The sequence below is a fragment of the Pseudonocardia sp. Ae717_Ps2 genome, from assembly GCF_001932475.1.
Taxonomy (GTDB): domain Bacteria; phylum Actinomycetota; class Actinomycetes; order Mycobacteriales; family Pseudonocardiaceae; genus Pseudonocardia.
Window position 1 is genome coordinate 85,009 of record NZ_MCIS01000007.1, and the last position, 13,356, is coordinate 98,364.

15 protein-coding genes are annotated in these 13,356 nt (G+C 70.5%); 4 read left to right on the plus strand and 11 right to left on the minus strand.

The features are described 5' to 3' along the window. Positions 1 to 187: 187 nt before the first annotated feature. The 9 genes from Ae717Ps2_RS31140 to Ae717Ps2_RS37600 all read right to left on the minus strand — a co-directional run bounded on the left by Ae717Ps2_RS31140 (position 188) and on the right by Ae717Ps2_RS37600 (position 7,179). Entirely contained in the window at positions 188 to 1,504 is a 1,317-nt protein-coding gene (locus Ae717Ps2_RS31140; protein WP_233147857.1) for a hypothetical protein, read from the minus strand. A gap of 222 nt (positions 1,505 to 1,726) precedes the next feature. Beyond that, the gene (locus Ae717Ps2_RS31145) at positions 1,727 to 2,236 is read right to left on the minus strand and encodes a hypothetical protein (RefSeq protein WP_233147858.1); all 510 of its coding nucleotides are present in this window, start codon (positions 2,234 to 2,236) and stop codon (positions 1,727 to 1,729) included. Positions 2,237 to 2,344: 108 nt separating this feature from the next. Then, positions 2,345 to 3,325: a tetrahydrofolate dehydrogenase/cyclohydrolase catalytic domain-containing protein gene (locus Ae717Ps2_RS31150; RefSeq protein ID WP_075334587.1), complete on the minus strand. Its 981-nt coding sequence runs from the start codon at positions 3,323 to 3,325 to the stop codon at positions 2,345 to 2,347. Continuing rightward, on the minus strand, positions 3,322 to 3,846 hold the full coding sequence (locus Ae717Ps2_RS31155) for a hypothetical protein (RefSeq protein ID WP_075334588.1): 525 nt from the start codon (positions 3,844 to 3,846) through the stop codon (positions 3,322 to 3,324). The genes Ae717Ps2_RS31150 and Ae717Ps2_RS31155 overlap by 4 nt, the downstream gene beginning before the upstream one ends. 15 nt (positions 3,847 to 3,861) lie before the next feature. Then, a complete protein-coding gene (locus Ae717Ps2_RS40120) occupies positions 3,862 to 5,046 on the minus strand; it encodes an amidase (RefSeq protein WP_143510722.1) in 1,185 nt (394 codons plus the stop codon). A gap of 17 nt (positions 5,047 to 5,063) precedes the next feature. Continuing rightward, positions 5,064 to 5,942, minus strand: coding sequence for a helix-turn-helix transcriptional regulator (locus Ae717Ps2_RS31165; protein ID WP_075334589.1), 879 nt, complete (start codon positions 5,940 to 5,942; stop codon positions 5,064 to 5,066). A 5-nt stretch (positions 5,943 to 5,947) separates the two neighbouring features. Next, the gene (locus Ae717Ps2_RS31170; RefSeq protein ID WP_075334590.1) at positions 5,948 to 6,517 is read right to left on the minus strand and encodes a DUF6879 family protein; all 570 of its coding nucleotides are present in this window, start codon (positions 6,515 to 6,517) and stop codon (positions 5,948 to 5,950) included. Beyond that, a complete protein-coding gene (locus Ae717Ps2_RS31175) occupies positions 6,514 to 6,921 on the minus strand; it encodes a hypothetical protein (protein WP_075334591.1) in 408 nt (135 codons plus the stop codon). The genes Ae717Ps2_RS31170 and Ae717Ps2_RS31175 overlap by 4 nt, the downstream gene beginning before the upstream one ends. Positions 6,922 to 7,026: 105 nt before the next feature. Then, positions 7,027 to 7,179, minus strand: a complete 153-nt coding sequence (locus Ae717Ps2_RS37600) for a hypothetical protein (RefSeq protein ID WP_158071589.1) — start codon at positions 7,177 to 7,179, stop codon at positions 7,027 to 7,029. Positions 7,180 to 7,342: 163 nt separating this feature from the next. On the opposite strand from Ae717Ps2_RS37600, the gene Ae717Ps2_RS39585 reads away from it, so the two are divergent. From Ae717Ps2_RS39585 to Ae717Ps2_RS31195, 4 genes are all read left to right on the plus strand, one after another. After that, complete coding sequence (locus Ae717Ps2_RS39585; RefSeq protein WP_233147859.1) at positions 7,343 to 7,636, plus strand: hypothetical protein; 294 nt, start codon at positions 7,343 to 7,345, stop codon at positions 7,634 to 7,636. After that, positions 7,623 to 8,651 (plus strand): hypothetical protein, encoded by a 1,029-nt coding sequence (locus Ae717Ps2_RS31185; protein WP_075334650.1) that lies wholly within the window; start codon positions 7,623 to 7,625, stop codon positions 8,649 to 8,651. Before Ae717Ps2_RS39585 ends, Ae717Ps2_RS31185 begins: the two co-directional genes overlap by 14 nt. Further along, entirely contained in the window at positions 8,648 to 10,756 is a 2,109-nt protein-coding gene (locus tag Ae717Ps2_RS31190) for a type IV secretory system conjugative DNA transfer family protein (RefSeq protein WP_075334593.1), read from the plus strand. Before Ae717Ps2_RS31185 ends, Ae717Ps2_RS31190 begins: the two co-directional genes overlap by 4 nt. 75 nt (positions 10,757 to 10,831) lie before the next feature. Further along, positions 10,832 to 11,734: a hypothetical protein gene (locus Ae717Ps2_RS31195; RefSeq protein WP_075334594.1), complete on the plus strand. Its 903-nt coding sequence runs from the start codon at positions 10,832 to 10,834 to the stop codon at positions 11,732 to 11,734. Between the two features lie 103 nt (positions 11,735 to 11,837). On the opposite strand, the gene Ae717Ps2_RS31200 is transcribed toward Ae717Ps2_RS31195, so the two are convergent. Together Ae717Ps2_RS31200 and Ae717Ps2_RS36725 are read right to left on the minus strand one after the other, a co-directional pair. Further along, positions 11,838 to 12,812 (minus strand): DNA ligase, encoded by a 975-nt coding sequence (locus tag Ae717Ps2_RS31200; protein ID WP_233147860.1) that lies wholly within the window; start codon positions 12,810 to 12,812, stop codon positions 11,838 to 11,840. Positions 12,813 to 12,895: 83 nt separating this feature from the next. Next, complete coding sequence (locus tag Ae717Ps2_RS36725) at positions 12,896 to 13,120, minus strand: hypothetical protein (RefSeq protein WP_143510724.1); 225 nt, start codon at positions 13,118 to 13,120, stop codon at positions 12,896 to 12,898. Positions 13,121 to 13,356: the final 236 nt, after the last annotated feature.

The window sequence follows — 13,356 nt, forward strand, 5'->3', positions numbered from 1 at the left end:
TCAGTGACGGCCCGAAGGACTTCGGCGCCGTCGTCGTGTCGGACGAGGACGACCAGGACACAGGCCAAGGTCAGGGCGAGCACGATGACCATAGCCAGGATGGGGACGTAGCCGCGCTGCTGCTTGAGGTGCGCCGCGACCGCCGGATGCCAGGGGCAGCGCCCCCGGCCGGTGAACGAAACGGGGACTACAGCCGGGTCTCACGAGCTTCCCGGAGCTGACGCAGATGCTCGCTGAGTGCCTCGCGCGCAGCCTGTCGCGCCCCCCGCCCGGCCGGCCGGGCGAGCAGCGCCCGGTCGAGCTGCACTGCCAGCGCAGCCCCGCGCTGCAGGACCGGTGGCTGCTCGCGCTCGGGAGCCGAATCAGTGGTGTTGCGCATGCGTCCGATCTGGACGGCGCGGATCTCGTGCAGCCGCCCCTGCCAGGGACGCAGCCGTGCCCCCATGACTCGTAGGGGATCGCGGGCATCGGTGGTGACCGGTCCCCGGGGCTGGTCGGGCCGGTCGGGATGGTGCTCGAGGGCGTGCCGGAGCCCGGCGACGGTGGCGCCGGCCTCCCACCACGGCTTGAGCAGAGCCCGGGCCCGCCAAATCTCGATCTTGCTGCCTTTTCGGCCTCCTAGGCCGAGAAGCGTGATCAACGAGAGGGTTGCTGCGTTTCTGGCACCGGGGGTGCCGGGGACGTCGTAGGGGTGCCACGGGTGCTGGGAGGTGAGTTGTGGCCGTCTGCCGCCCGACAAGGGCTTAGTAGGCACGTGAGTAGTGGGGAGGTCGCCACTTTCATCCACAGTGGTCTGACCTGGGGAACCGGCATGGCTGTGGGGTTCGGTCACGAGCTGGGGGAGCGGGCTGTGGGTGACCAGAGCGTAGGTGGGGGTACGGCCGGTGTCGGTTCCGAGGAACTCGGCACTCGCACCGGCTTCGACGACCACGAGCAGGCCGCAGTCGCGGGCCCAGGCCAGGACGCGGGACACCGTGCGCGAGGCGCGGCCGCCGGCGTTGGCGAGGTGCTCGAGGGTCAGTCCGGTGATCAGGCCGGTGTCCCAGTCCATGTGGCACACCAGGCGGTGCAGGATCGCCGACCAGCTGGCGCGCTTGTCCGAGCGCCAGTCCTCGTCGTCGACGAGCCGGGCGACGTAGTCGAGCGCTTCACGCTGGGCGGTCAAGACCCGGTACTCGCGGTCGATGAAGTTGCGCCATCCCGGGTGCGGGATGAACCCATCTCGGTGCCGGGCTCGGGCCCGGGCAACACCACGGGCACGGGCCCGTCTGCTGGGAGGCAGGGCGCGGCGTGGCCGTCCGGGGCCGCTGGTCGGCCCGACTCGCCCCCTCGCGGCCCGTCCGCGAGGGGTGCGGCGCGGGGTGGCGGTCGTGCGGATGCCGTAGGCGTCGGAGGGTGGCTGCTCGACGAGGGGGAGCTCGTGGAGCAGGCAGAGCTGGGAGGGGCCGGAGGCCAGGGTGAACGCGCCGTGCTCGTAGCAGTGCAGGCAGAACCCGGTGCCCACTGCTGGTGAGCGCCCTGGTTCTGGGCACGACGAACTCGCCCCGTGTCTGTAGTGGTCGGCTCCCGGCCCAGGATGTATCCTGGACACGCGAAAGCGCCCCTTCTTCGCAGGTGGGGGATCGGCCCCGGTTCGCCGGGGCTACGGCGTCACCTCGGGTGCAGGTCCGAGTGACGCGAGAACGAACGGAGGCGGCCCCTGGCAGGGGGGCCGTCTCGTTCTCGTTTACGAGGCCTTGGTCGTCAGCAGTTGCTCCTGGGTCGTCATGTACTGCACGGGGATCTGACCCGGCAGTTCACCGGCGTGCCGAAGCCCAATTTCGATCAGCGCGCCGCTGACGATCGCGAGGCTCCGGTCCAGCTGTTTCGCCAAGGCCCGGAGCTTTGCTCCTTCGGCCTCAGGGATCCGGACCGTCATGTCCTCGCTCTCAGCCGGGCTGTACCGCATGGGCAACGGCGCGGGCAGCTCCGAGAGGTTCCGGAGTCCTTCTGCGAAGAGCTCTGCTCCGATCTCGGACAAGGTCAGACCTCGCCGCGCGACCAGGTCTCTGAGCGCTCCCTCGGCTGCGAGCGGCAGTCGGGGGAAGATCACGACGCGGCGGCCCTTCGAAGGGCGTCCCTTCGCGCGGCCTGATGATCTCCTCGGCATGGGAGTCATCATGACCCAGATTCTGAATGTTGGGTAGGCGACACGCGGGCCGGTCTGCCGCACATTGGATTGCCGTTCCTCGTCCACTGGCCCCAAGGCCCGGCTGGCAGGGCAGGAGGAGCTAGTGGAGTCGAGCCGGCGGAGACCATCTCATGCTGGGCGCTCTGAGGCGCGGGCAGAAACGCCCGCGGCCAGCTAGTCAAGTTCGATGCCGTCGTCGAGTTCCTCGCCGTGTGAGATGGGCTCAATGCTCTGCTGGAGCTGCTGTGCCACATCGTCGTGGGCGGTGGTCAGGGTCTGATGCGCGGTCTCGAGGCCGTTGAAGCGCCAAGCGCCGAGAGCGGGGGCGGCTTCCTGCTGAATGACGCGTTCTGCGAGTACGGCCATCTCTACGGGGCCGATCCCGCCGGGTACGGGGGTGACGACCTGTGGCTGGGCAGCGGCGGCGGGGTGGAGGTCGCCGCGGGGCCCGTCGGGGTGCGGGGTGAACCCGGAGTCGACGACCAGGCGGTGCTCGGAGTGGATGTGGTCGGGGGTGAGCAGCCAGGGACTCCCGGTAGTCGAGAGGACGACGTCAGCGTCGCGGAGGCGGCGCAGGTCGTCCCCGTCCTCGAACAGGATCGGGTCGTGGCCACCCTGGCGCAGGAGCGCGACGACGCCGGAGCCGACGAAGCCGCTGCTGCCGACCACCGCGATGCGGGCATCGGGCAGGTAGGGCTCGGCGATGCGCACGATGCCGTCGGCAGTCGCACACGCGGTGCGTGGCGCGAAGATGCTGAGGGAGTCGATGTCCTTCGCGGGGTCGATCTCGTTGAGCAGCGCGAGCACGGCTTGGGGCGGTGGAGCCTGGACGATGATCCCGGCGACTTGGGGGTCGTCGTTCGCGCGGTGGATGACTCGGGCGATCTCGCCGAGCTCCACGGTGTCGGGCACGACGATGTGGTCCGAGGTGGCGCCGAGTGCGGTGAAGGTGCGGACCTTCTGCTCGGCCGAGACGCGGGATGCCTCCATCCGCGCGGCCCAGACGGTGTCGTCGGAGGTCGGCTCGAACCGCACGACAATCACCCGGCTACCGCGTTCCTGCAGCGTGTGGGCGTAGGCGTCGCGGTAGGTGTCGCGTACCTCGGCCAGGATCGCGCGGCCAGGGATCTCGCGAGGCTGTGGGGCGTCGGTCATCCCTGGTGCGGGCCGGTGTCGCCGCCGTCCTGTCGGGGCCGGGGGATGTCCCAGGGCATCGCGTCGAGGACCTCCTCGACCGGCCGCAGCCGCAGCTCGGCGAGCAGCCGGCGGGAGTCGTCGTAGTTCAGCCGGGTCACCTCGTCCCAGGCCGGGACGCTGTAGCGGTCGAGAGTCCAGCGCAGGTCAACGCGGGTCAGCGACTCCGGCCCGGTCGGGTCGGCACTGGAGAACTCGCCGTGGTGCACCAGCCACGTGATCGCGCCCGGGTCGACGCTGCCCGGCACGAGCTGGGCGCGCGCGCTGTTCGCGGCGCCGGCGACGTCGGACAGGACGTAGTGGCCGCGGGGCTGACCGCGCAGCTCGCTGAGCACGACAGTCAGCAGCAGACGATCGGCTGCTGCCGGGTCGCGGGTGCCGCGCAGGCGCGCCAGGCACGACGTGGTCGACCCGTAGCGGTGCGTCCAACTCAGGATCGCGTCGCTGGCCAGCGTCAGGCCGTGAGTATAGGCCGTAGTCATAGCGGTCATCATCGTTCACGGCTCCAGGTTCGTCATGGCCTGCTGTGCAAGGGGCGCGATCGGGGCCGGCGGTACGTGGTCCTCGACGAACTGCAGCAGCAGCTCTTCGCCGCGGGGGCGGGCGATGATCTGCAGACCGACCGGGCAGCCGTCGGCGGTGAACCCGGCCGGGACGCTCACCGCGGGGTGACCGGAGAGGTTGATGCCCCAGGTGAGCGCGACGCTCAGGTGCGTGCCGGGGCCGTCGTGGCCGTGCGCTCGCCCGGGGGTCGTGGGCGTCAGCAACAGGTCGAAGTTCTGGAGGAGCTCGGCGAGCCGATTGTTGTTGTCGTGTCGCGTTCGCTGTGCGAGGCGCCGTTCTGCTGCGCTCGAGGTGGAGCTGCGCAGCGTCATCCACGCGCTCTCGGGGTCGGTCAGGTGGACCCCCGGCCGGGATAGGGCCAGGCCAGCGCGGGCGCACAGGGCCTGAGCTGCCCGCTCGGCGATCTCGGCGACCTCGGGGTCGAGGTGCGGACCGGCGAAGCCGAGGGTGGCCGACCAGGCTGCGGCCGCCAGAGGGGGCTCTGACATCGCTGTCTGCGGGGACCAGTCGGGCAGCACGGCGGCGGCCCAGGGCTGCAGGAGGGCAGGTTCACGGACCAGCACGCCGGGTACGGCGAGCCCGGTCGGGTCGGAGGTGGGGGCGCGGCCGGTGCTCGGCTTGAAGCCGATCACGTGGCACCACGCTGCCGGGATGCGGACTGACCCGGCTCCGTCACTACCGCAGGACAGCGGGACGATCCCGGCCGCGACGGCCACGGCCGCGCCGGCCGACGACCCGCCGGGAGACAGGTCCGATCGCCATGGGTTACGCGTCGGACCGCGATCGGTGTAGCCCCAGGTCTGGTAGCCGCGCCGGCCACGGGGGACGGTTGTGACCCCGATGGGCACGGCGCCAGCTCGGAGAAGACCTTGTACGCCAGGGGACCGGGCGCATCGTTCGCCCTTGACCGTGATCGGTAGACCGTCCAGCGGAGACTCAGCTGCGTCGCCTGGATGAGGTGGCGCGCCGGTGTCGAGACGGATGGAGAGGAACGCACGCAGCGCTGGGTCCAGGCGCCGCGCCTGCTCGATCGCGACGGCGGCCGGCGCCTGCTTGTTCGCGGTGTGGTGTGTGGTGGCTGTGTCTCCTCGGATGAGTGCTGCCTGGGGCTGTCGCACGTGCCAGCTGTAGGTGGCTAGCTTCGTTCTCGGTAGTCGTCCGCCAGGTGTCGCACCAGCTCGAGTGACTCGCCTTCGGACAGAGCGAGTTCGGAGAGCTCGGCGTGCAGCTGCGCGTACATGGCGATGTAGTCGGGGTCCTGGATCAGGGTGCTGCCGGATTCGGTGCCGACGAGTGCCTGGGTGTCGTCGTAGAGGTGGAAGCCCGACACCGGCGCGGGACGGGGTGCAACCGTGTCCAGAGCCAGCACCCGGAAGCTGACGTTCGGCTGCGTGGCGATGCCCGCGATGCTTTCCAGCTGCTCGGCTTGTTGTCGGTAGCTGCCGACCAGCCAGCGTAGGGCTTGCTCGTTCTGCACCATCTGCCAGGAGCGGCTTGGATCAGCGAGTAGCTGGGCCCGCTCCATGCGGGCGTCGACGGACTGTGCCGCGTCCTGCTCGTCGAGCTGTGCGTCGGGGGTGAACACCGCGCCTGCGTAGCTCCGTGTCTGCAGCGGGCCGATGATCACGGAGGGGTGATAGGAGCGCACCAGGCGTGCGACTCGCTCGGCCTCGTGAATGCGCCACTGGAACCGGTGGGCGCTCCCGCTCTGCAGGACGACACGGGCGTCCACGCGCTCGACTTCCAGGGCTTGTGCCTGCTCTACGAGCTCGTCGATGCGTTCGGGAGTGAGGGAGTCGACGCCGTGCTGCGCGTAGACCTGCAGTACGGCGCGCACCAGTCGTGGGGTCGGTCGGGACTCGCCGGCTTCGGTACGGGACAGCGAGGACTGCCCAACCCCGGCTGCCTTGCGTGCCTGGTTCTGGCTGAGGCCGGTCTGCTCGCGCAGCGCGCGCAGCAGCTCACCGGACAGCGGGAGGCTGTCCGGAGAGCTACTCGGCTGCGCATCGGGCACTGAGCTCAGGCCGCCCTCTGGCGCTGGTGCAGCTCGGGGTGCCGGTCCCACCACGCCCGAAACGGTTCCGCCGCCGCGTGGGCTTCGTCGCGTGCCCGCAGGTACGGCGCGATCGTCTCGGGGTCGGTGACGATGTCGGCGCTCAGGAAGCGGCCGTGCTCGTCGTACTGCATCGGGATGAGCAGCGCGTCATTGACCAGCCAGAAATCTTCACGGATGAACGTCGCCGGGGTGTCGTGCTCGCCGTCGCGAAGCACAGCGATGTCCTCGCCGGCTGCGGCGTTGTGGACGTAGCACCAGTCAGCCTCGTACCGCTCGTACTCGGTCATGGCGTTGGAGAACGCGCGCACGCGATAGGAGATCAGCCCGCGGGCCTCCTCGCTCCGCAGGATGGCAAGCCACTGCTCCTTGCGTTCCATGTCGGGCCCGTCAGCCCCGGCGAGGTAGCGCTGGAAGTCGCTCTCCTCGCCCTCGCTCGCCATGTAGCGGGGCAGGCACTCCATCCGGAACAGCCGGTCCCCGGCGTGGTGGAAGTGCTCGTCGATGGCAGCTTCGAGCTGCTGTTCGTCGATCATGCTGCTACTCCCTCCAGGATCTGTGCCTTGACCGTCCCGAGCTGTTCGGTGACGGGGTCGAATAGCTCCGCGAAGGCGATGAGCTCGACCTCGCCGGTGACCTCGGATGAGATCACGTACACCCGATCCGGATGGACGCCAGGCCCGGTTACCCCACGGGTGCGCGCGACTGCGTCGCACTCGGCGGGGAGCAGCCCGGCGGGCATCCAGCCGAGGACTTCGCCCTCGTCGAGCAGGTGCTCGAATGCGGCGGCCTCAGCCGGGGTGGTCCGCTTGGACACGACCCACAGGTCCTCGGTGTCGCCGACGACTTCGTGGACTGACGGGCAGACTCGGCTCTCGCCGCATTCGCTGGCGGTGGTTACGAGCGTGCGGATCTCGAGATGGTGCACGTGCTCGGTCATCGGCGTTCCTCCCGGTCAGGGTGTGACCAGGTCAGTGTCGGTCGGGCTCGACCAGCTAGTCAATCGCTCGCTGGATAGCAGGCGCGGCGCCCTCCAACCGTCAGATCATCGCTTGTTATCCATCGTATCACTGGATAAGCTGTGGGTGCGATTCCCCGGCATGTGCCGGTGGGCGGCCCCGGCGGATGCAGCCACATCCGCCGGGGCCTGACAGATCGCGCTCACCCAGCCGTCGAGCACGAGGAGCACGACCGTCATGTCAAGGATCCCAAACCGAGGCCACCGGCCCGAGACCACATCCGCGAGTCCTCAGCAGCGGCACGCGCGTCCTGCGATGGCGGCAGTCGAAAGCCGGCTTGTTGCCCGCCTCAGTACCGATGACTGGTCGCCTCGTCAGAGGCAGCGCGATGACAACGCCCCGATGACGTCTGCCGGGGATGGGCTCGAGCACGAGGTTGCGGCGGAGGAGCTCGTCGTCGGGCGTGCTGTCGGGCGCTACCGCGCGCTGTGCGGCCTGCTGGTCGATCCGGTGTCGTTGACCGTGCCGGCCGGTGTGCCGTGCCGCGGGTGCGCCGTCGAGGCGGCGCCCGCCCCGGATCTTGCGGGGCAGGACGCCCAGAGGTCTCGGCGTGAGACGGCGAGCTGGCTGCGTGGTCTGCGGGCCCGGACGGCTCGTCTCGCGACGTCCTCGGGTGGTCTCGATGTGGCCGCGTAAGTCCGCGCAGTCGCTGCGGGAACGGGCAACGGAGCTGGCGGCCGAGGCCGAGCACTCGGCGCAGGTGCGCGCGTTGTCGACGCACCCGGATGTGGTTGCCCTGCAAGTGGAGCGTGTCCGGAGCCAGGTGAACCGGTTGATGTGGACCGGGATCGTGCTTGGGATGGCGTTCTGCATGACCAACGTGCAGGAGTTCGGGGCCGAGGCGACCGAGGCCGAGGAGTGGTCTCCGGGCTGGTGGGCGGCATGGCTGCTCGACCCGATGGTGTCGTTGGTGTTGATCGCGGTGGTACTGGCGGAGCAGACGACGTCCCGGTGGCAGCTGGCGACGCCGGCCTGGGCTCGCCGGGCCCGATGGGCGACTCTGGGCGCGACGTATGCGATGAACACCTGGAAGGCGTGGGGAGCGCTGGATCTGGGACAGATCTTGCTGCACTCGGTGCCGCCGCTGGTCGTGTTCGTCGCGACCGAGGCTGCACCGGAGATCCGCGACCGTCTCACCGCGGCGGTCAAGGCCGCCGCGGCGGACTCGGGAGACCGTCCGGTGACGGTGGCTGAGGCTGCCGTGGCGGCGGGCATCGCGGCCGAGCCGGCCGTGGTGGAGGCGACTGAGCCGCGGGCTGCGGCAGCGCTCGAGGACGCCGCCGAGCCGCGGGGTCTCCCGGTGGCCAGCGCGGTCGGCGGGGTGCGCTGGGAGCGTGAGGAGCTCCTCAGCGCGGACCCGGCAGCCCGGGTCGAGCAGGTGAAGGACCTGATCCGCGGAGGACTCGTACCGTCGGTGGAGCTCACCGGGTCCCAGGTCGCCGCGATCTTCGGCCAGTCGCCACGCACTGGGCGCCGCGATATCGAGGAAGCCCAGCGCCAGCTCGGCATGGGACAGAGTGAGGAGGCCGACGATCAGCACCGGTCCGCAGGCATGTGTACCGACCCGGAGCACGACGGCTCGTCTGGTGGTTCCGGTGCTCTGGTCCTCGTCGGGCCTGATCGTGGTGTGACGCTGGGGGTGGGCGCATGAACCCCACCGAGTTGCACAGCGTGGTCCCCGGGCCTGAGGACACAGCAACCGTCGAGGTCGGACAGGACCGAGCGGACACGATCGAGGACCAGCACCACGACTCCACTTCGGGCCGATCCCCGGAACCTTCGGGGCAGGGAGCTGCTGCGTTGATCTCAGTGCGGCGGGCTGTGAGCCGGGTGTGGTGGTGGGGTCTGCTACCGCTGGTCCGGTCGATCGTGGCCTCTGCGGTGTGGGCTGGCCTCGGCGAGCGTTCGGCCAGGGCCCTGTCCCGCGGCCTGGCCCAGACGGGCGCTGCCTGCTGGGTGTTGCTGGGGCTCGTGCTGTTGTGTGGTCCGGCGGTCGTCGCGACCGTGGTCGGTGCAGTCGTCGCGGCCGCGTCGGCGCTGCTGCTGTGGCGCCAGGCCCTGCCTGGCGCGGTGTCGGTGGCGGGGCTGGTGCTGGGGGTGGGGCTGCTGGTCCTTCCCGATGTGATGGTCGTGGTCACCGGTGCTGTCCTGACGGCGGTCGGTGTCGCGGTGCTGGCGATCCCGCCCGGCCGGGCGGCGTATGGCCACACCGAGCGGGCCCGTGTGCGGACCGGCTTCGGCGTCGAGGGGTGGGCCGGGTGGTGGGACCTGCACCGGCACCTGTCCTCGCACGCGGTGCGCCTCGCCGCTGCGGCGACTCGCCCCAGCGTCACTGCGGAGGTCAGCCAGCCCGACTCTGGGGGAGTGCTGGCACCCGGGTTGGTGGAGCGGCTGCCGGTGCGTCGGTGCGGGACCTGGCTGGGGCGTTCGGTGGTCGGGCCGGTGATCGGTACCGACTGCTATGCGCCTCATCGGGATGTGATCGGGCTGGTGGCCCCGCCGCAGACGGGCAAGACCGCGTTGATGGGTCACCACATCCTCGATCACGACGGCCCGCTGCTGGCGACCTCGACCAAGCCCGATCTGTACAACTACTGCGCGGGCAAGCGAGCCGAGCAGGGGCCGGTGTGGCTGTTCAACCCGGAACAGCTCGGGGATCTGAGGTCGTCGGTGTGGTGGTCCCCGGTATCGGGCTGCGCGGACGCAGAGGTCGCGGCGGTGCGGGCCGGGCTGATGGTGGGCGGTGTGTCGGCCAGCGATGACGGTGGTGATCGCTGGGACCAATGGTCGGTCAGTGTGCTCGCTGCCTTGCTGATGGCCGCGGATCTGTCCGGGCGAGACATGGCCACCGTGGCGCGGTGGGTGTTCTCCCCGACCAGTGATGCACGCAGCGGGGGAGCCGGGGAAGCGCTGGAGGTGTTGGGCCGAAACCCCGGTGGGCGCGTCCCGGAGGGCACGCTGGACGCTCTGCGGCAGGTATTGACGACCGATGCCCGCAAGACCCGCGATTCGATCTTCATGACCTTGTCGGAAGCGGTGAAGTTCATGACCGATCCGCAGGTCGCCGCCCTGGTCACCGGTAGCGATGGTGGTCAGGAGCTCGATGCTGAACAGCTCCTCGCTGGTCGCGGGTCGTTGTTCGTGGTCGGTTCGGACCGCCAGCATGCTTCGATCGCGCCGCTACTGGCGGCGTTGACTGGCCAGCTGTTCGAGACGGCCAAGCGCGTTGCGTCGTCGCGGCCGAAGGGGCGGTTGGATCCGCCGCTGGGCCTGTTCCTCGATGAGGCTGCGTTGATCACTCCGGTGCCGTTGGATCGCTGGGTCGCCGACGCCGGTGGCCGTGGAATCCACATCGAGTGGGCGGTCCAGTCGCCGTCCCAGCTCGCCCAGCGCTGGGGAGCCAAGGGTGGGGAGACGATCTGGAACGCCACCAACGCCAAGGTCATCTTCGGTGGGCTGTCGCTGCGCGAGGACTTGGAGAAGGCCTCGGTGCTGTGCGGGGACCGGCACGAGCCGGTGCCCACCGGTGGCGGTGAGGAGCGCTACGAGAAGGTGCGGGTGTGCCCGGTCGACCGGGTGCGCACGATCCCGCAGTGGCACGCGCTGCTGATCCATCGCGCGACCCCGGCGACGGTGGTGCGTGTCAGCCCGGTGTGGGAACGATCTGATCTGCGCCCGCCGCCTGCGATCATCACGCAGGCTCCCACCGTGGCTGTTCGTGCCGCCGGGCATGCTGCGGATCAGGTGGCTGCCTAGTTCTGGCTGGTCCGGCGCACTGGTGCGCCGGACCAGCCACTGCTATGTCGTTGAGACGAGAGGAGATCGGTCACCGTGACCAGCGATGGGCCCGTCCCGCCGTCGGGTGGGGAGCGACCCGCTCCTGGCGCGGCCCGGCCGTGGGCGGTGGAGGTCGGTGAGCAGCTGCGCCAGGTGCAGCGGCAGCTCGATGCCACGGTCCGGAAGAGCGATGAGACTGCCGGGCATGTTGCCGAGATCGCCGACATTCTCGGCCGGATGAGCCCCCGGCTCGACGATGTCGAGCAGGGTGTGGCCGCCCTCGGTGGCGCGGTCGAGGCCGCCGCGGCCGGGGTGGGGGCGGGCGATGCGGAGGACGAGGCGCTCTCCCTGACCCCGGCGTTGCGCTGGTCGCAGCTGGACCGAGGCGACAAGCACGCCGCGTGGGACGCCCTCGCGGGATTCGTCTCCGAGGTCCTCAACAACGACTACCAGCTCTCCCGGCTCGAACTGCCGGACTGCTGGCCGGTGCATCCGCGCGCGGTACGTGAGCTCGCGTGGCTACGCACCCTCTACATCTCCTCCAGCGCAGTCGGGACCCGCCCTGAGCTGGTGGCCGAGTGGCACGTTCGTTGGCTGCCGGCCGCGATCACCAACCTCGCAGTGGCGATCGACCGGCGCGAGTGCGCGCCGGGCAAGCACCGGCTGACCGAGGAAGAGCGGCGCCAGTACGACGACGCCGTGCAGCAGGCCGGGACCGCCGGCCAGTCCCCGCCGCCGCTGACCGCTGAGGGTGGCGTGAATCGTCCGCGCTATCTACCGGCACGGTTCCCGCCGCTGCGCGGCCACGACCCGAGCTACAGCTACAGCGCCGTAGCGGACCGGCCACGCCTCCTCGACGCCGAAACACCGCCACCGCCGAGCACCCCGGAGCACTGGTGGGAGTACTTCCTCGACGCCCGACTGGCCGACATCGGCGAGGACGCCCGCGGCACCTGATTCGACGAAGGGACCGGCCCGGCCACATCCGAAGAGGTAGTCGACCGCCGCGCTGAGAGTCCCCACTGACGATTGCACCCGTCGTCGTCCCGAGAACTGGGTGTCAGAGGACGGGCGGCCGCAGGTCCCCGAGATCCCGGTCGGGCCGCAGGCCCCGCCACGAGGGATGTCGGAAGCTCCCCGCACTGGTTCGTTGCCTGTAGGCGATCTCGCCCACGAGGCCGGGACGGACCCAACGCAGGCGGTCAGCGGGCGTGGCGCCGGCCCAGCGTGAACCGCGGTGCGCGGGAAGCTCGACGGGTGGACGGTCTTGCTCGCGGATGGTCAGCAGCTCGAGGAGCTGCTGACGGGCAGAAGCGGTGAAACCGGTACCGACTTCCCCGGCGTAGCGCAGAGTCCCGGTGTCATCGGGAAGCCCGATCACCAGCGCCCCGAGCGCGCCGCCGTGGCGGCTGGCGGGGGCCCACCCGAGAACGGCGACGTCGCAGGTGTGGCGGATGGCGTGCTTGATCCAGGCTCGGCTGCGGCGGCCGGGCTCGTAGCGGGAGCTGAGCCGCTTGGCCACCACGCCTTCGAGCCCCTGGGTCTCCACCGCTGCGAGGACGTCGGCGGCGGCGATGTCGGTGAAGTGGGGGGGCACCGCGAGCCGACCGGGCCTGGTGAGATCGAGCTCGCCGAGCAGGTCCCGTCGGTCGCGGTAGGGCTGGTCGAGCTGGCTTGCGTCGTCGACGCGCAGGACGTCGAACACCATCAACGACACCGGGACGGACTCGACCAGGGCGGGGGAGGGCCGGGTGTGGTGGAGCCGCTGCTGCAGGAGCTCGAAGTCGCTCACGCCGCGGTCGTCGAGGGCGACGATCTCGGTGTCGAGCAGCAGCCGGGGCGGCAGCTCGAGTTGGGCGAGCTCGGGGTAGTCCGCGGTCAGGTCGCGCCGGTTGCGGGACCGCAGCCGCACCCCGTCTGCGGTGGTGGCGGCCAGCCCGCGGATGCCGTCCCACTTGACCTCGTAGGCCCAGCTCTCGCCTGCGGGCAGCACTCCCGCGGTGGCCAGCATCGGCTCGATCCAGCCACCGTCCATCCCCGCATCATCACGCCGCTTCGGCCGGCTCGCCATTGCGCCGGGCCATGCGATCACTCGGCAGGTGAGGCTGTGGCCCCGGCTCAGTGGGCGTCGCCCTGGCGGCGGACCCAGTGCGCAAGCAGCGGACTGGGCACCTCGGCGTGCACGATCGGGACACCGTCGAGTTCGTCGAGCTCTGGCAACAGGTCGGGCGGCAGGACCCAGGTGACATCGTCGGCCAGGTCGTGGCGGCGCAGGCGGGCCAGGACCGGTCGGCCCGCGCACAACGAGCGGGCGACGACCTGCTGGTCGGCTTCCGTGCTCATGGCGCCAGTGTGGGCCGGGAGGCGCTGATTCCGGCGGCGACGCGCGGGCAGAGCTGTCCTCCGGGGCGGGTGGGGTCGGCGATGACGCAGCTCGGATCGCACCAGTGGTCCGTGCAGGTCACCGCGTGATACTGCCGCTGAGCCCAACTCACGGTGGGAGCCTGGCACAGCACCCCGACAGGATCGTTCCGAAAGGTGCCCAGAGCCCGGCGCACAGCGAGATGATCCGTGGCCTA

Excerpts from the sequence above, each read along its gene's own strand:
- Ae717Ps2_RS31185 (WP_075334650.1), top strand. The coding sequence starts at position 7,623 with ATGTGGCCGCGTAAGTCCGCGCAGTCGCTGCGGGAACGGGCAACGGAG.
- Ae717Ps2_RS31170 (WP_075334590.1), bottom strand. The coding sequence starts at position 6,517 with ATGATCGACGAACAGCAGCTCGAAGCTGCCATCGACGAGCACTTCCAC.
- Ae717Ps2_RS39585 (WP_233147859.1), top strand. The coding sequence starts at position 7,343 with ATGACGTCTGCCGGGGATGGGCTCGAGCACGAGGTTGCGGCGGAGGAG.
- Ae717Ps2_RS31200 (WP_233147860.1), bottom strand. The coding sequence starts at position 12,812 with ATGGACGGTGGCTGGATCGAGCCGATGCTGGCCACCGCGGGAGTGCTG.
- Ae717Ps2_RS31155 (WP_075334588.1), bottom strand. The coding sequence starts at position 3,846 with ATGACTACGGCCTATACTCACGGCCTGACGCTGGCCAGCGACGCGATC.
- Ae717Ps2_RS31175 (WP_075334591.1), bottom strand. The coding sequence starts at position 6,921 with ATGACCGAGCACGTGCACCATCTCGAGATCCGCACGCTCGTAACCACC.
- Ae717Ps2_RS31150 (WP_075334587.1), bottom strand. The coding sequence starts at position 3,325 with ATGACCGACGCCCCACAGCCTCGCGAGATCCCTGGCCGCGCGATCCTG.
- Ae717Ps2_RS31190 (WP_075334593.1), top strand. The coding sequence starts at position 8,648 with ATGAACCCCACCGAGTTGCACAGCGTGGTCCCCGGGCCTGAGGACACA.
- Ae717Ps2_RS37600 (WP_158071589.1), bottom strand. The coding sequence starts at position 7,179 with ATGACGGTCGTGCTCCTCGTGCTCGACGGCTGGGTGAGCGCGATCTGT.
- Ae717Ps2_RS36725 (WP_143510724.1), bottom strand. The coding sequence starts at position 13,120 with ATGAGCACGGAAGCCGACCAGCAGGTCGTCGCCCGCTCGTTGTGCGCG.